The organism is Clavibacter sp. B3I6 (assembly GCF_030816895.1).
Taxonomy (GTDB): Bacteria; Actinomycetota; Actinomycetes; order Actinomycetales; family Microbacteriaceae; genus Clavibacter.
Window position 1 is genome coordinate 450,380 of sequence record NZ_JAUSYL010000001.1, and the last position, 17,351, is coordinate 467,730.

Annotated in this window: 17 protein-coding genes, 1 tRNA gene, 1 other RNA gene and 2 pseudogenes; 10 read left to right on the plus strand and 11 right to left on the minus strand. The window is 72.9% G+C overall.

Annotated features, from left to right (window positions below; translation table 11 throughout):
• Nucleotides 1-29: 29 nt before the first annotated feature.
• Nucleotides 30-899 (plus strand): 3-methyl-2-oxobutanoate hydroxymethyltransferase, encoded by an 870-nt coding sequence (gene panB, locus QFZ62_RS02070; RefSeq protein ID WP_307501140.1) that lies wholly within the window; start codon nt 30-32, stop codon nt 897-899.
• Between the two features lie 19 nt (nt 900-918).
• On the opposite strand, the gene QFZ62_RS02075 is transcribed toward panB, so the two are convergent.
• Nucleotides 919-1,101: an SPOR domain-containing protein gene (locus tag QFZ62_RS02075; protein WP_307501142.1), complete on the minus strand. Its 183-nt coding sequence runs from the start codon at nt 1,099-1,101 to the stop codon at nt 919-921.
• Nucleotides 1,102-1,175: 74 nt separating this feature from the next.
• Between QFZ62_RS02075 and ppgK the strand changes: the two genes are divergently transcribed.
• Nucleotides 1,176-1,997, plus strand: coding sequence for a polyphosphate--glucose phosphotransferase (ppgK, locus tag QFZ62_RS02080; protein ID WP_307501144.1), 822 nt, complete (start codon nt 1,176-1,178; stop codon nt 1,995-1,997).
• Nucleotides 1,998-2,066: 69 nt separating this feature from the next.
• Here the strand turns inward: ppgK and rnpB are convergent.
• The 7 genes and pseudogenes from rnpB to QFZ62_RS02115 all read right to left on the minus strand — a co-directional run bounded on the left by rnpB (nt 2,067) and on the right by QFZ62_RS02115 (nt 6,463).
• Nucleotides 2,067-2,446, minus strand: an RNA gene (gene rnpB / locus QFZ62_RS02085) — RNase P RNA component class A.
• Nucleotides 2,447-2,502: 56 nt separating this feature from the next.
• Nucleotides 2,503-3,237, minus strand: coding sequence for a zinc ribbon domain-containing protein (locus QFZ62_RS02090; protein WP_307501145.1), 735 nt, complete (start codon nt 3,235-3,237; stop codon nt 2,503-2,505).
• Between the two features lie 214 nt (nt 3,238-3,451).
• A pseudogene (locus QFZ62_RS02095) lies at nt 3,452-4,157 on the minus strand (Nif3-like dinuclear metal center hexameric protein); the annotation flags it as partial.
• Nucleotides 4,158-4,209: 52 nt separating this feature from the next.
• Nucleotides 4,210-4,401: a hypothetical protein gene (locus tag QFZ62_RS02100; RefSeq protein ID WP_307501147.1), complete on the minus strand. Its 192-nt coding sequence runs from the start codon at nt 4,399-4,401 to the stop codon at nt 4,210-4,212.
• A gap of 110 nt (nt 4,402-4,511) precedes the next feature.
• A pseudogene (locus tag QFZ62_RS02105) lies at nt 4,512-5,082 on the minus strand (CbiQ family ECF transporter T component).
• Nucleotides 5,083-5,120: 38 nt separating this feature from the next.
• The gene (locus QFZ62_RS02110; RefSeq protein WP_307501149.1) at nt 5,121-5,825 is read right to left on the minus strand and encodes an energy-coupling factor ABC transporter ATP-binding protein; all 705 of its coding nucleotides are present in this window, start codon (nt 5,823-5,825) and stop codon (nt 5,121-5,123) included.
• A complete protein-coding gene (locus tag QFZ62_RS02115) occupies nt 5,822-6,463 on the minus strand; it encodes a biotin transporter BioY (RefSeq protein ID WP_307501151.1) in 642 nt (213 codons plus the stop codon). The genes QFZ62_RS02110 and QFZ62_RS02115 overlap by 4 nt, the downstream gene beginning before the upstream one ends.
• Before the next feature lie 87 nt (nt 6,464-6,550).
• Between QFZ62_RS02115 and QFZ62_RS02120 the strand changes: the two genes are divergently transcribed.
• Nucleotides 6,551-7,144 (plus strand): TetR/AcrR family transcriptional regulator C-terminal domain-containing protein, encoded by a 594-nt coding sequence (locus QFZ62_RS02120; RefSeq protein WP_307501152.1) that lies wholly within the window; start codon nt 6,551-6,553, stop codon nt 7,142-7,144.
• Between the two features lie 46 nt (nt 7,145-7,190).
• Here the strand turns inward: QFZ62_RS02120 and QFZ62_RS02125 are convergent.
• Both QFZ62_RS02125 and QFZ62_RS02130 read right to left on the minus strand, forming a co-directional pair.
• Nucleotides 7,191-7,266, minus strand: a tRNA-Val gene (locus tag QFZ62_RS02125).
• Between the two features lie 217 nt (nt 7,267-7,483).
• On the minus strand, nt 7,484-7,957 hold the full coding sequence (locus QFZ62_RS02130) for a peroxiredoxin (protein ID WP_307501154.1): 474 nt from the start codon (nt 7,955-7,957) through the stop codon (nt 7,484-7,486).
• A 268-nt stretch (nt 7,958-8,225) separates the two neighbouring features.
• Here QFZ62_RS02130 and aceE point away from each other — a divergent pair, with 268 nt between their 5' ends.
• From aceE to QFZ62_RS02160, 6 genes are all read left to right on the plus strand, one after another.
• Nucleotides 8,226-10,922 (plus strand): pyruvate dehydrogenase (acetyl-transferring), homodimeric type, encoded by a 2,697-nt coding sequence (aceE, locus tag QFZ62_RS02135; RefSeq protein ID WP_307501156.1) that lies wholly within the window; start codon nt 8,226-8,228, stop codon nt 10,920-10,922.
• 16 nt (nt 10,923-10,938) lie between these two features.
• Nucleotides 10,939-12,213, plus strand: a complete 1,275-nt coding sequence (locus QFZ62_RS02140) for a CdaR family transcriptional regulator (RefSeq protein WP_307501158.1) — start codon at nt 10,939-10,941, stop codon at nt 12,211-12,213.
• A gap of 94 nt (nt 12,214-12,307) precedes the next feature.
• A complete protein-coding gene (locus QFZ62_RS02145) occupies nt 12,308-13,228 on the plus strand; it encodes an ACP S-malonyltransferase (protein WP_307507663.1) in 921 nt (306 codons plus the stop codon).
• A gap of 29 nt (nt 13,229-13,257) precedes the next feature.
• The gene (locus QFZ62_RS02150) at nt 13,258-14,271 is read left to right on the plus strand and encodes a beta-ketoacyl-ACP synthase III (RefSeq protein ID WP_307501160.1); all 1,014 of its coding nucleotides are present in this window, start codon (nt 13,258-13,260) and stop codon (nt 14,269-14,271) included.
• A gap of 53 nt (nt 14,272-14,324) precedes the next feature.
• Nucleotides 14,325-14,573, plus strand: coding sequence for an acyl carrier protein (locus QFZ62_RS02155; protein WP_012038305.1), 249 nt, complete (start codon nt 14,325-14,327; stop codon nt 14,571-14,573).
• A gap of 79 nt (nt 14,574-14,652) precedes the next feature.
• Nucleotides 14,653-15,894, plus strand: a complete 1,242-nt coding sequence (locus QFZ62_RS02160; protein WP_307501162.1) for a beta-ketoacyl synthase — start codon at nt 14,653-14,655, stop codon at nt 15,892-15,894.
• 79 nt (nt 15,895-15,973) lie between these two features.
• On the opposite strand, the gene QFZ62_RS02165 is transcribed toward QFZ62_RS02160, so the two are convergent.
• Entirely contained in the window at nt 15,974-16,492 is a 519-nt protein-coding gene (locus tag QFZ62_RS02165) for a DUF3145 domain-containing protein (RefSeq protein ID WP_119381530.1), read from the minus strand.
• A gap of 258 nt (nt 16,493-16,750) precedes the next feature.
• On the opposite strand from QFZ62_RS02165, the gene QFZ62_RS02170 reads away from it, so the two are divergent.
• Entirely contained in the window at nt 16,751-17,350 is a 600-nt protein-coding gene (locus QFZ62_RS02170; protein WP_307501164.1) for a PadR family transcriptional regulator, read from the plus strand.
• Nucleotide 17,351: the final 1 nt, after the last annotated feature.

Sequence of the window (17,351 nt, forward strand, 5' to 3'; positions counted from 1 at the left end):
CCCGCGGGGCCCGCCGTAGACTTCGCGTCATGCAGAGCCCCGATGCTGCCGTGCCCCCGACCGAGCCCGCTGCCCTGCCCGCGGATCCCGCCGCCGGGCCCAAGCGCGTCCGCATCCGCCACTTCGCGCGGGCGAAGGAGCAGGGCCTCAAGATCACGGGGCTGACGAGCTACGACATGCTCACGGCGGGCGTCTTCGACGAGGCCGGCATCGACTTTTTGCTCGTCGGCGACTCGGCGGGCAACACGGTGCTCGGGTACGACACGACCGTGCCCGTCACGGTCGACGAGCTCATCCCCCTCGCCCGCGCCGTGGCCGCGTCCGTGGAGCGCGCGCTCGTCGTAGCCGACCTGCCGTTCGGGTCGTACGAGTCGGGGCCCGACCAGGCCCTCGCCACCTCCGTGCGCTTCATGAAGGAGGCCCGCGCCCACGCCGTCAAGCTCGAGGGCGGCGTGCGCAGCGCGGAGCAGATCCGTCGCGTCGTGTCGTCCGGGATCCCGGTCATGGGCCACGTGGGGTTCACGCCGCAGAGCGAGCACGGGCTGGGCGGTCACATCATCCAGGGCCGCGGAGACGCGGCCGAGGCGCTCCTCGCGGACGCGCGCGCCGTCGAGGACGCGGGAGCGTTCGCGGTGGTGCTCGAGATGGTGCCGCAGGAGATCGCCCGTCGGGTCACCGCGGAGCTCCGGATCCCCACCATCGGCATCGGCGCCGGGAACGGGACGGACGGGCAGATCCTCGTGTGGACCGACTTCGCCGGCCTCACCTCCGGTCGCGTGCCGCGGTTCGTGCGTCGCTACGCGGACATGCGGGCGGTGCTGCGGGACGCGGCGACCCGCTACCGGGACGACGTCGTCTCCGGCGCGTTCCCGGACGCGTCCGAGAGCTACTCCGACTGAGGAACGCGCCGAGGGCCGGTCAGTCCCGGTCGCGCTCCTCGGCGGCCCACTGCTCGGCGCGCTCGCGCAGCCTCTGCGGCGCGCGGGCCGCCTCCTCCGCCGTCGCGAACGGTCCGATGCGGTGCGCGCCCGGGGACAGCATCCCCTTCTCCACCTCGCCCGTGCGGTCGTCGTACCAGTACTGCTCGTCGGTGTCGCTCATGCTGCCGATGCTAGGCCCGTCCGGTCCCGGCGCGACGACCGGGACGGCGCGGACGAGCCGGTAGGGTCGCTTGCATGAGCGACGACGCGACGACCGCAATCGGCATCGACATCGGCGGGACCGGCATCAAGGGCGCCATCGTGGACGTCGCGACCGGCGAGCTGCGCAGCGAGCGCGTGAAGCTCCCGACGCCCCAGGGCGGCGAGCCCGAGGACATCGTGGCCACGGTGAAGCAGATCATCGAGGAGCTCGGCGAGGTCCCCGCGGGCACCCCGCTCGGCGTGTGCTTCCCGGCCGCGATCGTGCACGGCACGACCATGTCGGCCGCCAACGTCTCCCCCACCTGGATCGGCCTCGAGGCCGAGAAGCTGTTCGAGGAGCGCCTGGGCCTCGGCATCACGTTCGTCAACGACGCGGACGCCGCCGGCTACGCCGAGGCGCGCTACGGCGCGGCCAAGGACGTGCGCGGCCTCGTGATCATGACCACGCTCGGCACGGGCATCGGCACCGCCCTCATCCACGACGGCGTCCTCATCCCCAACGCCGAGCTCGGCCACATGGACGTCGCGGGCCGCCGCGACTTCGAGCGCCGGGCGTCGTACGCCGCCAAGGAGCGCGCCCACCTCAACTGGAAGCGCTGGGCCGCCCGCCTGCAGGTGTACTACGGCCAGCTCGAGAAGCTGATGTGGCCGGAGCTGTTCATCGTCGGCGGCGGCGTGTCGAAGAACCACAAGCACTTCCTGCCGCTGCTCCGCCTGCGCACGCCCATCGTGCCCGCGGAGCTGCGCAACAACGCGGGCATCATGGGCGCCGCGGCCCTCGCGGCCCACGCGGCAGGCGTGAGCCCGCACGCTCCCGCCGCCGAGCTCGTCGACAAGACGAAGCCCGAGGACTGAGGCCGCGCCACGCGGAGCACGACGAAGCGGCCGGACCCCTGGGGATCCGGCCGCTTCGTCGTGTGGATGCGGATGGGCCGGCTGATACGCCGGGTTCTGTCCCGGTGCCGGAGCACCATGGACGGCCATCTATCTCGGAGCTGCGTCACCGCAGCCCTCCAGCGGTCTACCCGGGGACTGGACGAGCAGCCTGTGCGTCCCCTGTTCGACCTTGCTCCGGGCGAGGTTTGCATAGCCGACCCGATCACTCGGGCCGCTGGTGGTCTCTTACACCGCCGTTTCACCCTCACCCGCCGCTCGCGCGACGGGCAGTCTGCTCTCTGTTGCACTGTCTCGCGGGTCGCCCCGGGTGGGTGTTACCCACCGCCCTGCTCTGCGGAGCCCGGACGTTCCTCGACGCGGTCGGTGTCCCGGAGGATCGACCGCGGCGCGACCGTCTTGCCGACCCATCCGCGGGGACGAGTCTAGGGCAGCGGCAGCGGCAGCGGCAGCGGCGGACCGTCGCCTAGAGCCCCGACTCGTCCGTGCGCACGAGGATCGCGTTGCTCTCGGGATCGATGATCACGTCGTCGGGCGCGCGCTTCCGCAGCGCGTCGAGGTCGCTCTGGTGGAGCGCGATGTTGCTGCCGAGCGAGATGCCGCGGTGCAGCATGGCCGCGCCGACGCCGTAGCGGGCACGCTGCTTCTCGTACAGGGCGAGGAGGTCCTCGGGGAACCGGGGCGCCAGCGCGTCGCGGTCCTTCTGCGCCTGCTCCGCCTGCACGCGCAGCTCGACGGCCGCGGCATCGCGCTGCGCCTCGACGGCGGCGAGGCGGTCGGCCAGCGCGTCGCGCTCGACGACGACCTCGGCCTGGGCGGCCTGCGCCTCCTCGAGCCGCTGCATCACCTCGAGCTCGACCTCCTCGAGCGTGTCGCGGCGGCGCAGGAGCGACTCCAGCTCGCGCTCGAGCGCCTGCACGTCCTTGGAGCTGCCGCCCGCCTCGATGCGCGACCGGTCGCGGTCCATGCGGGCCTGGACGACGGCGACGTCGGACTCGATGCGGGTGAGCTCGGTCTGTGCGTCCTCCACGACGCCGGTCCGCTCGCCGAGGCGGCGGCGCACGAGCTCCATCTCCCGCTGCAGCGCGTCGATCTCCTTGAGCTGCGGGAGCTGCGCGAGCTGGCGCTTCAGGTGGGTGAGACGCGTGTCGATCTCCTGCAGGTCGAGGAGGTCCTTCTGGATGCTCGGATCGGCTTTCATGCTCTCCCTCTCGTGGTGCGTGCCCGCCTGTCGTGCAGGCGGGCGCGCGGTGCGTGTCGTGGATGCGCGGACCCGGCCGCGCGGCGTGCCGTCACTGCGTGACGACGAAGTCCCAGGGGTCGGTGCGGATGTCGCTGACGGCGACCTCCACGTCGGGCAGGGCCGCGCGCAGCGTGTCGGCCGCGCGGTCGAGCCACAGCCACTCGCTCGCCCAGTGCGACGTGTCGATGAGGTACGGCGTGCCTCCGCGGAGGGCGGCGGACTCGCGCGCCTCGCTCGCCGGGTGGTGGCGGAGGTCGGACGTGATGTAGACGTCGGCCGCCTGCACCTCCGCCGCACCGAGCAGCGAGTCGCCGGTACCGCCGCAGAGCGCCACGCGGGGTGACGGGGGCGTCGTAGTCGCCGGCGACCCGGATCCCCGTCGCGGTCGGCGGCAGGATCCGGGCGAGCTCCCCGGCGAGGCGGCCGAGCGTCGTGGTCGCGGGGAGGTCGCCGACGCGGCCGATGCCGCGCACGCCGCCCTCGGCGGGCTCGAGCGGGCGGATGGTCCCGGGCACCAGGCCGAGGAGCGCCGCGAGCCGTCCCGACGTGCCCTCCTCGACGACGTCGGCGGTCGTGTGGGAGGCGTGCAGCGCGCAGTCGCCGCGGACGAGGTCGGCGAGGAGCCCGCCCTTGTACCCGGTCTCGGCGATGCTCGTGACGCCGCGGAGCAGGAGCGGATGGTGGACGAGCAGGAGGTCGGCGTCGGCGGCGAGGGCCTCGTCCACCGTGGCGCGCACGGCATCGACGGCGAGGTGGATGCGGCGGACGGGGCGACGGGGATCACCCGACACGAGACCGGAGGCGTCCCAGTCGGAGGCGCCCGCGGGCGGCCACGCGCCCTCGACGACCCGGATGACGTCGGCGAGGGTGGGGATCACGTGCCCATCGTAACGAAGGGGCGGTGGCGGCCGGTCGCCCGGACGGATCCCGTCAGTCGCGGCGGGAGGAGCTGCGGGGCGCGGCCTCGTCGTGCGCCTCGTCCGTGGACGCGCCGGGCGAGGGCACGAGCGGCGCGAGGGGCCAGAGGCTCCGCTGGGCGGATCCGGGGTGGGTGCTGGATCCGTGCGATGCGGCGTCGACGACCGACCAGGCGGCGGCGTCCTCGGCCGTGTCGGAGCTCATGGGTGGATGCTACCGCGACGAACGCCCGGCGAGCGGGCCCATGCGGCCCGCGGCCATGCGGATCCCGCGGGTGGGGCGCCGAGCGCGGATGGGCGTCTCCGAGCGGTACGTCAGCGGACGCCGCGGGCGGTGAGCGCGTCGCCGAGCGCGTCGGCGTGCTTGAGGGCGAGGACGAGGAAGGGCACCACGAAGGCGCGCACGCTCGGACGGACGCCCGCGGGCCCGCTGCGCCTCCCGCACGTCGGCGGCCAGGCGGCCGAGGACGGGCACGGTGCCGGCCGTGACCGTGAGCAGCAGCGCGATGCGCTCCGTGTCGACCCCGAGCCGCTGCAGTGGTCGGAGCCCGCGTTCGACGCTGTCGAGCAGCGCGGTCATGGACGTCGTGAGGACGAGCAGGCCGGCGACGGCCACCGCGGACGTGACGCGTGCCGTGTTCGCGACCGCGGGCTCGGGCCCCAGCAGGACGAGCTGGCTCACGAGCGTGACGAGCACGAGCCAGCGCACCGCGCGCACCTGCGCGAGGAGCCGGCGCATGCCGAGCAGGCCGTCGCCCAGCTGCGCGGCGGCGTAGGCGACCACGGCCGCGGCGATGGCGAGTCCGGCGGCCCACCACGTGGAGGGCAGGAGGGAGACGGCGAGCACGAGGACCATGAGCAGGACGAGCTCGGGACCCGCGGGCATCCGCGCGAGGCGGCCGGGGCGGGGCGGGACAGCGGCCGTCACCCGAGCATCGCCTCGTACTCGCCGATGACGGCGGCCGGCTCCCCCGTCCGGACCAGCCGCCCGCCCGCGAAGAGGACGGCCGCATCGCACCGGGCCGCAGCGGCGAGGTCGTGGGTGACGAGCACGAGCCGGTGCCCGTCCTCGAGGAGGTGGTCCGTGACCCGACGCGCGTTGCGGGCGTCGAGGTACGCGGTCGGCTCGTCGGCGATCACGAGCTCCGGTCGACGCACGAACGCCCCGGCCAGGGCGAGGAGCTGCTTCTGCCCCCCGGAGAGCTCGTGCGACGAGCGGTCGGCGAGGTCCTCGATGCCGAGACGACGGAGGGCCTCGGCGACCCGGGCCGCCGACTCGGCGCGCGGCAGCCGCTCAGGCCGCAGCGAGAAGGCGACGTCCTCCGTCACCGTGGGCATGACGATCTGCGCGTCCGGGTTGCTGAACACGAGTGCGACGCTGCGGCGCAGCTCGCGGGATCCGGTCGCCGGGTCGACGCCCAGGACCCGCAGCTCCCCGGTCGTCGCGGCGACGAGCCCGCCGAGCAGACGGGCGAACGTGCTCTTGCCGGATCCGTTCTCGCCGACCACCGCGAGCGTGCGCACGTCGATGTCGAGCGTGACGTCCCGGAGCGCCTCGACCTCGCCCAGGCGCACGCCGACGCCCGCGAGGTGCAGCGGGGCGGCCGCCGGTGGCTCGCCGGGGGTCACCGCTCCGCCGTGGCGACTCGCTCCCGGCGGGCCGGGTTCCAGCCGGACGCGCGACGGAAGGCGCGGGGGTAGCCGCGCACCAGCGTCATGACGATGGCCGTCGCGACCGCGGCCTTGACGAGGTCGCCGGGCAGGAAGACGAGGCTGGTCAGCGCGGTCTCGGCCAGCGGCAGGCGCGTGACGAGGCTCTGGACCGGGATCCCCACGGCGTAGATCGCCGCGATCCCGCCGACGAGCATCGCCACCGCGGTGCGCCAAGCGGTGGGTCGCCTCCCGCCGAGGTGCACGATGCGGCCGACGACCGCGGCGCCGAGCACCCAGCCGAGGAGGTAGCCGGCCGTGGGCCCGACGAAGACGCCGAGCCCGCCGTGCCCGCCCGAGAGGAGCGGGAGGCCCAGCGCGACGAGCGCGAGGAGGACGGCGAGGGCGAGCGCGCCGAGCCGGGGACCGAGGACGGCGCCCGCGAGCATGACACCGAGCGTCTGCGCGGTGATGGGCACCCCGCCCACCACGCCGATGCTGCCGGGCAGGCCCAGGACGGCGACGACGGCGGCGAGCACGGCGACCCGGGCGAGATCGGTCGCGTCGACGCGCGACGCGCGCCGCTCGCCGACGGGGCGGGAGGAGGACGTGGTCATGGGCAGCCTTCGATCGGGTGGCGCGAGGAGGTGGCGCGCCGTCACCTGAACGGCGTTCACCTGAACGCCGTTCACTATAGTGGCGGCATGGCACGGGCGGGGGCGACGGGGCGGCACTCGCGGGAGGACGTCGCCCGCACCGCCCTGCGGATCCTCGACGAGCACGGGCTGCCCGACTTCACGATGCGTCGTCTCGCCGCCGCGCTCGACGTCCAGCCCAGCGCCCTCTACTGGCACTTCCCCGACAAGCAGAGCCTCCTCGCGGAGCTGGCCGACCGCATCGTCGCGGAGGTCCGGGACGTCCGGGAGGACGATGATGCTGCCTCCTCCGCGTGGACCGGGCGCGTGCGGCACGAGGCGGTCGCCCTGCGAGCGGCGCTCCTCGCGCACCGCGACGGCGCGGAGGTGGTGGCGAGCACCACCGCCCTCGGGCTCGGCGCATCCGCGGCGCGCGACGCGCTGTCGTCCGCGGTCGCCGACGGAGGCCTCGACGAGGCGGCATGCGCCCGCGCCGCGTCCGCGCTCCTGCACTTCGTCCTCGGGCACGTGGCGCACGAGCAGCAGCGGATCCAGCTCGACCGCCTGGGCCTGCTCCCGGCCGACGCGGCCCGCGAGGATCCCGCCGGCGACTTCGCGTTCGGCGTGGACCTGCTGATCCGGGGCCTCGGCACGCTCGCCTGACGCGAGACGACGCCCAGGCGCTCCGCCTGCGGTCGAGGCGATGAGGTGGTGGGCCCTGCCGGGCTCGAACCGACGACATCCACGGTGTAAACGTGGCGCTCTACCAACTGAGCTAAAGGCCCCCGCGTCCGGTCGCCCGGCGCTCGGCCATGCTAGCCGACCTCGTGGTCGCTGCCCGGCTCCCCGGACCGCGGGCTTCCGGACCCTTCCCCGTGTCGGTGGACCCTCACCGCGGCGCGCTCCCTGTGGCGACGACGGCCGTGGCCCCGCTCGTACCGCGGGTCGCGCTCGTGGTCGTCCGACCGACTCGCCGCGTCGGGCCGGGCAGCCGCGCCCGGATCAGGCGGGGACGAGCGCCAGGTCGCGGATGGCGGAGCGGTACGCCTCGAGCTCGCGCGCCTCGCCGGGCGCGGTGATGAAGCTGCCGCGGATGATCCCGCGGGTGTCGATGAGGAAGGTCGCGCGGTTCGCGAAGCCCTTCTCCTCGAGGAAGACGCCGTACTCCTTCGCGACCTGGCCGTGCGGCCAGAAGTCCGCGAGGAGCTGGAATTCGATGCCCTGCTGCTGCGCCCAGGCGCGCAGCGTGTGCTTGCTGTCGACGCTGATGCCGATGAGCTCGACGCGGCTGTCGGCGAAGAGGGCGAGGTTCTCCTCGAGCTGGCACATCTCGCCGGTGCACGTCCCGGAAAAGGCGAGGGGGAAGAAGACGAGGGCGACCGCGCGGTGTCCGCGGTACTCGCTCAACCGGACGCGCTCGCCGTACTGGTTGGCGAGCTCGAAGTCGGGAGCCTGTGTGTCGTTGGCCAGGGCCATGGGGTGCGGATCCTTCCGTGCCGGCGAGTGTCTCCTGTCTGGCACGAGGGTCGATCTTACGCCGCCCGTCCAGGATGTCCAGCGATCGGGCCGGAGCACGCGGACGGGGCGCGCCGAGCCCCGTCCGACACCGTCGGTCGGCATGGGTAGGCTGACTCCTGGCGTACGCGCGGTCTCGCACCCTTCGAGCCCCGTGGCACCGAAGACGATGTCTGCACACCACAGGAAGAGGTCGAGGGTGACTGTCAACGACCAGGATCCGTACTCGGTGAACCACACCGATCAGGATCCGGAAGAGACCGCCGAATGGAACGAGTCCCTCGACGGGCTCGTCGAGACGCAGGGCCGGGGTCGCGCGCGCGACGTCATGCTCAGCCTCCTCAAGCGCTCCAAGGAGCTGCACCTCAACGTGCCGATGGTCCCCACCACGGACTACATCAACACGATCGCGCCGGAGAACGAGCCGGACTTCCCCGGTGACGAGGACATCGAGCGCCGCTACCGCGCGTGGATCCGCTGGAACGCCGCCGTCACGGTGCACCGGGCCCAGCGCCCCGGGATCGCGGTCGGCGGGCACATCGCCACGTACGCCTCCTCCGCCGCCCTCTACGAGGTCGGCTACAACCACTTCTTCCGCGGCCAGGATCACGCCGGCGGCGGAGACCAGGTCTTCGTGCAGGGCCACGCCTCCCCCGGCACCTATGCGCGCGCCTTCCTCGAGGGGCGCCTGAGCGAGCACCAGCTCGACGGCTTCCGTCAGGAGAAGAGCCACGAGGGCGGCGGCCTGTCGTCGTACCCGCACCCCCGCCTCATGCCGGAGTTCTGGCAGTTCCCCACGGTCTCGATGGGCCTCGGTCCGATCAACGCGATCTACCAGGCGCAGGCCAACAAGTACCTCACCAACCGCGGCATCAAGGACGCGTCCGACCAGCAGGTCTGGGCCTTCCTCGGGGACGGCGAGATGGACGAGGTCGAGAGCCGCGGCCAGCTCCAGGTCGCCGCGAACGAGAAGCTCGACAACCTGAACTTCGTCATCAACTGCAACCTGCAGCGCCTCGACGGCCCGGTCCGGGGCAACGGCAAGATCATCCAGGAGCTCGAGAGCTTCTTCCGCGGCGCCGGCTGGAACGTCATCAAGGTCGTCTGGGGCCGCGAGTGGGACGACCTGCTCGCCCGCGACACCGAGGGCGCGCTCCTCGACCTGATGAACCGCACCCCGGACGGCGACTACCAGACCTTCAAGGCCGAGAGCGGCGCCTACATCCGCGAGAACTTCTTCGGGCGCGACGAGCGCACCGCGAAGCTCGTGGAGGGCTACACCGACGACCAGATCTGGAACCTCAAGCGCGGCGGCCACGACTACCGCAAGGTCTACGCGGCGTTCAAGGCGGCGAGCGAGCACACGGGACAGCCCACGGTCATCCTCGCGAAGACCGTCAAGGGCTACGGCCTCGGCCCGAGCTTCGAGGGCCGCAACGCGACCCACCAGATGAAGAAGCTCACGCTCGACAACCTCAAGCAGTTCCGCGACGAGATGCGGGTGCCGATCACGGACGCGCAGCTCGAGGCGGACCCGTACCTGCCGCCGTATTACCACCCCGGCCAGGACGACGAGGCGATCCAGTACATGCAGGAGCGCCGTCGCGCACTCGGCGGGTACTCCCCCGAGCGCCGCACGAAGCACACGGCCATCTCCCTCCCGGACGACTCGGCGTACCGGATCTCGAAGAAGGGCTCCGGCACCCAGGAGATCGCCACGACCATGGCGTTCGTCCGGCTGCTCAAGGACCTCATCCGGGCGAAGGACTTCGGCAACCGCGTCGTCCCGATCATCCCGGACGAGGCCCGCACGTTCGGGATCGACGCCTTCTTCCCGACGGCGAAGATCTACAACCCGAACGGCCAGCACTACACGTCGGTCGACCGCGAGCTGCTGCTCTCCTACAAGGAGAGCCCGCAGGGCCAGATCGTCCACGTGGGCATCAACGAGGCGGGCGCCCTGGCGGCGTTCACCAACCTGGGCACGACCTACTCGACCCAGGGCGAGCCGCTCATCCCGATCTACGTCTTCTACTCGATGTTCGGATTCCAGCGCACGGGCGACGCGATCTGGGCGGCGGGCGACCAGATGGCGCGCGGCTTCCTCATCGGCGCGACCGCGGGACGCACCACGCTGACCGGCGAGGGCCTGCAGCACGCGGACGGCCACTCGCTCGTCCTGTCGCAGACCAACCCGGCGGTCGTGTCCTACGACCCGGCGTACGCCTACGAGATCGGGCACATCGTGCGCACCGGCCTCGAGCGGATGTACGGCGGCCAGCACGAGGACCCCAACGTCATGTACTACCTCACGGTGTACAACGAGCCGATCATCCACCCGGCCGAGCCCGAGGACGTGGACGTGGACGGCATCGTCCGCGGCATCCACAAGCTCAAGGACGGCTGGGTCGAGGGGCCGAAGGCGCAGCTGATGGCCTCCGGCGTCGCGGTGCCGTGGGCGCTCGAGGCGCAGAGGCTCCTCGCCGACGACTGGGGCGTGTCCGCCGACGTGTGGTCCGTCACCTCCTGGGGCGAGCTGCGTCGCGACGGCCTGGCGGCGGAGGAGCACAACCTGCTCCACCCGCACTCCGAGACGCGCGTCCCGTACCTGGAGGAGAAGCTCCGCGGAGCCGAGGGCCCGTTCGTCGCGGTCACCGACTTCTCGCACGCCGTCCCGGACCAGATCCGGCAGTTCGTGCCCGGCGACTACTCGACGCTCGGCGCCGACGGCTTCGGCTTCTCGGACACGCGTCCGGCAGCGCGCCGCTTCTTCGCGATCGACGGTCCGTCGATGGTCGTGAAGACGCTGCAGCGCCTCGCCAAGCAGGGCAAGGTCGACCAGGACGCGCCGAAGTGGGCGATCGACAAGTACCGCCTGCTCGACGTGACCGCCGGCACGACCGGGTCGGCGGGCGGCGAGGCGTGAGCTGCGCCGACCTGACGTGACCACGAGCGATCGGCACGACACCGACGTGGAGACCGGGGAGACGAAGGCGGAGACGCTGACGTGGCTCCGGTCCCTGTCGGGGGAGCTCGCCAGCGCGACGCTCCAGCGGCTGGAGGACACGCTGCCCTGGTACGGCGACATGCCGCCGGGGCGGCGCTCCGCCGTCGGGCTCGTGGCGCAGGCCGGCATCACCTCGTTCATCCACTGGTACGACGATCCCGACTCCACGCCGTGGATCGCCGCGGACGTGTTCGGCGCGGCACCCCGCGAGCTCCTGCGGTCGGTGAGCCTGCAGCAGACGCTGCAGCTCATCCGCGTCACCGTCGAGGTCGTCGAGGACCGCGTGCGCGACCGGCACCGCACGGTGCGCGACGCGATACTCCTGTACTCGCGGGAGATCGCCTTCGCGGCGGCCGACGTATACGCGCGCGCCGCCGAGGCCCGCGGGCTCTGGGACGCGCGGCTCGAGGCGCTCGTGGTCGACAGCATCCTGTCGGGCGAGTACGACGACGAGCTGCCGTCCCGCATCGCGGCGCTGGGCTGGCACGGCCACGGCGAGGTGTCGGTGCTCGTGGGCACCGCCCCCGCCGTCCTCGACGTGGACCAGCTGCGGCGCACCGCGCGGCACCTCGACGCCGACGTCCTCATCGGCGTCCAGGGCAGCCGGCTCGTCCTCGTCATCGGGCGCGCGTCGCCTGCGGTCGTGGATCCCGACGCCCCCGCCCCCGAGGTGCCGCCCGTCACCTTCCTCGAGATCGCGACGCAGCTGGAGCCCGGCTTCGGTTCCGGACACCTGGTCCTCGGCCACGAGGTGCCGAGCCTCGTCGAGGCGTCCCGCAGCGCCCGCGCCGCCCTCGCCGGCTTCGCGGTGGCGCGCTCCTGGCGCAACGCCCCGCGGCCGACGCTCGCCGACGACCTGCTGCCCGAGCGCGCCCTCGCCGGCGATCCGCTGGCCCGCTCCACGCTCATCAACCGGATCTACAAGCCCCTGCAGGCGCACTCCACGGAGCTGCTCGCGACGCTGTGGTGCTACCTGGACACCGGCCGCTCCCTCGAGGCGACGGCGCGGGAGCTGTTCGTGCACCCGAACACCGTGCGGTACCGGCTCAAGCGCGTCTCCGACGTCATCGGCTGGGACGCGACGGGCGCCCGCGAGGCGCTCATCCTCCAGGCGGCGCTCATCATCGGCAGCATCGCCGAGGCGGGCACGACCGTCCCGAAGCAGCAGGGATCCGGCCGCGCCCGGACGAAGCGGCCGGCGGCCAGGTGAGCCGCCGCGCATGTGCCCTCGTCACAACGTCGCAGCGGATCCTCTGTAGGACGTGGACTCCGGCACGCTGCTCGTCGAGTGGGAGGGTGGACGGATGATCATCGTCGTCTGCCCGGGTCAGGGCTCCCAGAAGCCCGGCTTCCTCTCCCCGTGGCTCGAGCACCCCGAGCACGCGCGACGCCTCGGCGAGCTCGGCGACGCGGCCGGGCTCGACCTGGTCACGCACGGCACGACGTCCGACGCGGACACCATCCGTGACACCGCCGTGGCCCAGCCGCTCATCGTCGCCGCGGGCATCATGGCCCTCCACGCGCTCTTCGCCGACGGCCGGGACGCGTACGTCGCCGGCATCGCGGGCCACTCGGTCGGCGAGATCACCGCCGCCGCCGGCGCGGGCATCGTCACCGACACCGAGGCGATGTCGCTCGTCCGGACCCGCGGCGACGCCATGGCCGAGGCCGCCGCCGTCACCCGCACGGGCATGAGCGCTGTCGTGGGCGGCGACCAGGACGCGGTGCTCGCCCGGCTCGCCGAGCTCGGGCTCGAGCCCGCCAACTTCAACGGCGGTGGGCAGATCGTCGTGGCCGGCGACCCGGAGGCCCTGGCGGCGCTGCAGGCCGAGCCGCTGCGCGGCACCCGCGTGATCCCGCTGCAGGTCGCGGGTGCCTTCCACACCCATCACATGGCGCCGGCCGTCGAGGTGCTGCGGCAGGCCGTCGTGCCGCTCGCCCCCCGCGACCCGCGCTTCCCCATCTGGACCAACCGCGACGGCAGCCGGGTCGAGTCCGGCGCCGCGTTCCTCGACCTGGTCGTCGGCCAGGTCGCGAGCCCGGTGCGCTGGGACCTCTGCATGGAGGCCTTCGACGCCGCGGGCGTGACGGGCCTCATCGAGGTCGCTCCCGCGGGTGCGCTCACCGGCCTCGCCAAGCGCGGTCTGAAGGGCCTCCCGACGCTCGCGCTCTCCACGCCCGACGACCTCCCGGCGGCCATCGACATGCTCGACGCGCACGCCTGACCCGCCTCACCGACACCGAACAGGCACACATGACCGACCAGCCCCGTCCCTCCATCCAGACCGCCCCCGTGGTCGAGCGCTTCACCCGCATCTGGGGTCTCGGCGCCGCGCGCGGCGAGCTGGACGTCCCGAACGACGACCTCGTCGGCCCCATCGACTCGTCCGACGAGTGGATCCGCCAGCGCACCGGCATCATCACCCGGAAGCGGGCCGGCGCCGACGTGGACGCGGTCGACCTCGCGACCACCGCGTCGCTCGAGGCCATCGCGAAGGCGGGCATCCGCCCGGAGCAGATCGGCATCGTCCTCGTGAGCACCGTGAGCAACACGGTGCAGACCCCGTCGATGGCGGCGCTCCTGGCCGACCGCATCGGCGCCAACCCCGCGCCCGCCTACGACATCTCCGCGGCGTGCGCCGGGTACACGTACGGCATCGCCCAGGCGGACTCCTTCATCCGGTCCGGCCTCGCCGACTACGTGCTCGTCGTCGGCGCCGAGAAGCTCTCCGACATCGTCGACCCGACCGACCGCTCCATCTCGTTCCTGCTGGGCGACGGCGCCGGTGCGGCGATCGTCGGCCCGAGCGACACGCCGGGCATCTCGCCCACCGTTTGGGGCTCCGACGGGTCGAACTGGGACGCGGTGGGGATGAGCGGCACGCTGAAGAGCATGCGCGACGGATCCGCGTGGCCGACCCTGCGCCAGGACGGCCAGAAGGTCTTCCGCTGGGCCGTGTGGGAGATGGTCAAGGTCGCCAAGGAGGCGCTCGACCGCGCCGGCGTCTCGGCCGACCAGCTCGCCGCCTTCATCCCGCACCAGGCCAACATGCGCATCGTCGACGAGTTTGCGAAGCAGCTGGGCCTCCCCGCGTCCGTCGCCATCGCCCGCGACATCGCGACCACGGGCAACACCTCCGCCGCGTCGATCCCGCTCGCCACCCACCGCCTGCTCGAGGAGGACCCGTCGCTCTCCGGCGGGCTCGCCCTGCAGATCGGCTTCGGCGCCGGACTCGTCTTCGGCGCGCAGGTCGTCGTCCTGCCCTGAGCTTCACCGCCCCATAAGCTGTTCCGGTCATCACGAACCACGAGGAGATACACATGGCACTGTCCACCGAAGAAGTCCTGGCCGGCCTGGCCGAGCTCGTCAACGACGAGACCGGGATCGCCACCGACACCGTCGAGATGGACAAGTCGTTCACCGACGACCTGGACATCGACTCGATCTCGATGATGACGATCGTCGTCAACGCCGAGGAGAAGTTCGACGTGAAGATCCCCGACGAGGAGGTCAAGAACCTCAAGACCGTCGGCGACGCCGTCACCTTCATCACCAACGCGCAGTCCTGATCGCGCGGACGACGGCCGGTCCCGCATCCGGGACCGGCCGTCTCCCTCCCCCGTTCCCGACGTCGAGGAGACGCCACGCATGACCACCCCCAAGAAGATCGTCGTCACCGGCATCGGCGCCACGTCGCCCCTGGGCGGCACCGCCGAGGACACCTGGCAGGCGCTCCTCCGCGGCGAATCGGGCATCACGACCCTCGAGCAGGACTGGGTGGCCAAGTGGGAGATCCCCGTCACCTTCGCCGGGCAGGCCAAGGTGCCGTCCTCCGAGGTGATGCAGCGCATCGAGACCAAGCGCCTCGACCCGTCCAGCCAGTTCGCCCTGACGGCCGCGCGCGAGGCCTGGGCCGACGCCGGATCGCCGGAGGTCGACCCGCTCCGCTTCGCCGTCGACTGGGCGACCGGCATCGGCGGCGTGTGGACGCTGCTGGACGCGTGGGACACCCTCCGCGAGAAGGGCCCGCGCCGGGTCCTGCCCATGACCGTCCCGATGCTGATGCCCAACGGGCCCGCGGCCGCGATCGGCATGGACCTCGGCGCCCGCGCCGGGATCCAGACCGTCGTCTCCGCCTGCGCCTCCAGCACCGAGTCGATCGCCAGCGCCTACGAGCACCTCCAGGCCGGCCGCGCGGACATCATCGTCGCCGGCGGCTCGGAGGCCTCGATCCACCCGCTGCCCATCGCGTCCTTCGCCGCGATGAAGGCGCTCTCCAAGCGCAACGACGATCCCGCGCGCGCCTCACGTCCCTACGACATCGCGCGGGACGGCTTCGTCCTCGGCGAGGGCGGCGCGGCGCTCGTGCTCGAGACCGAGGAGCATGCCAAGGCCCGCGGCGCGCGCATCTACGCCGAGCTCGTCGGCGGCGCCGTCACCAGCGACGCGTTCCACATCACGGCGCCCGACCCCGAGGGCACGGCCGCGGCCCGGGCCATGATCGCGAGCATCGAGGGCGCGGGCTACTCTCGCGCCGACGTGTCGCACATCAACGTGCACGCGACCAGCACGCCCGTCGGCGACATCGCCGAGTACAAGGCGCTCGAGCGGGTCTTCGGGGACGCCGTGCATGGGATCCCCGTGAGCGCCACGAAGGCGTCCACCGGCCACCTGCTCGGCGGCGCCGGCGCCATCGAGGCGGTCTTCACGGTGAAGGCCCTCGCCGAGCGCACCGCTCCCCCGACCATCAACCTCACCGAGCAGGACCCGGACATCAAGCTCGACGTCGTCACCTCGCCGCGCGCGCTGGGCGACGGCGACCTGCTGGCGATCAGCAACTCGTTCGGCTTCGGCGGGCACAACGCGGTCATCGCCTTCCGCAGCGTCTAGCCCCGGCCGCACGCGAAGAGGCCCCGACCACCGCGGTCGGGGCCTCTTCGCGTGCGGGAGGAGACGAGGGGGGGTCGGGTCAGCCGACCTTGTGCAGCCAGACCACCGGGCTGAAGTCGCTGGCGTGGCGGAACGCCTCGAGCTCGTCGTCCCAGGCTTGGCCCATGGCGAGACGCAGCTCGCGGTGCAGCTCCAGGGTGTTCGACCCGGCGATGTCGAGGGCGTAGCGGATGCGGTCCTCGGGGATGACCGTGTTGCCGGCGGTGTCGGTCTGCGCGAAGAACACCCCGAGGTCGGGCGTGTGCATCCACCGGCCGCCGTCGCGTCCGGGTCCCGCGTCCTCGGTGACCTCGTAGCGGAGGTGCTCCCAGCCGCGGAGGCCGCTCGCGATGGCGGCGCCGGAGCCCTCCGGCCCCTCCCAGTAGTACTCGGCGCGCATGGCGCCCTTGAGCACCGGCTGCGGGTCCCACGTGAAGTTCACGGCGTGACCGAGTGCGCGACCTGCCGCCCATTCGACATGGGGGCAGAGCGCGCGAGGGGAGGAGTGCACGTAGAGCACTCCTCGAGCCGGTCTTGAGTTGGCGACGGGTGCTTCCATGGGTCTCCTCCATCCGATCAGATGCGTCTTCCCCAACGATCTGCGTGCGATGGACGAGCTCCACACCTGCCGGTGCGGCCGGCGCGAGCGCCGACGGGTCTCATCATGCCGGGTGATCCTGTGCATCGGCAACATCGCCGCCTCGACGCGCCGGTCCCGCCCGGCACTTCCCCCGCGGCGGCGGGTCCGGGCGGGATGCATGCCGGGAATGCCTAGGCTCCAGGTGTCGGTCTGCCGGGACCGGGAGACGAGGCGGCGATGTCGGTGCGACACGCGCTCCTCGCCGTCCTCACGGAGGGCACCTGCTACGGCTACCAGCTGCGGACGGAGTTCGCCCGGCGCACGGGCACGGCGGCGCCGCTCAACGTCGGCCAGATCTACAACACGCTCGACCGGCTCGAGCGCGACGGCCTCGTGGTCAAGGGCGCGACGGACGACGCGGGCCATGTGCCGTACACGATCACGCGGGCGGGGACCGCCGAGGTGGAGGAATGGCTCGGTGCGAGCGTCGGCGGCGTCGGGACGCGGGACGAGCTGCTCGTGAAGGTGACGCTCGCGCTGTCACTGCCCGGGGCCGACGCGCGGGAGGTGGTGCGCATCCAGCGGGCGAGCACACGCGAGGAGGCCCGCGTCCTCGCCGGGATCCGCCAGGACCTCGAGCACTCCGACGACCCCCCGCTCGCGCGTCTGCTCGCCGTGGAGGCGCAGGAGGCGCAGGCCGCCGCGCGGCTCGCGTGGCTCGAGGCCGCGGAGCGCAGGATCGGCGCGGCCCGGGCGTCGGGAGCGCGACCAGCGGGTCTGGCGGAGGCGCCGCGTCGGGGACGTCCGGCGCGACGGACGGATCCGGCCGCCGGCTGAC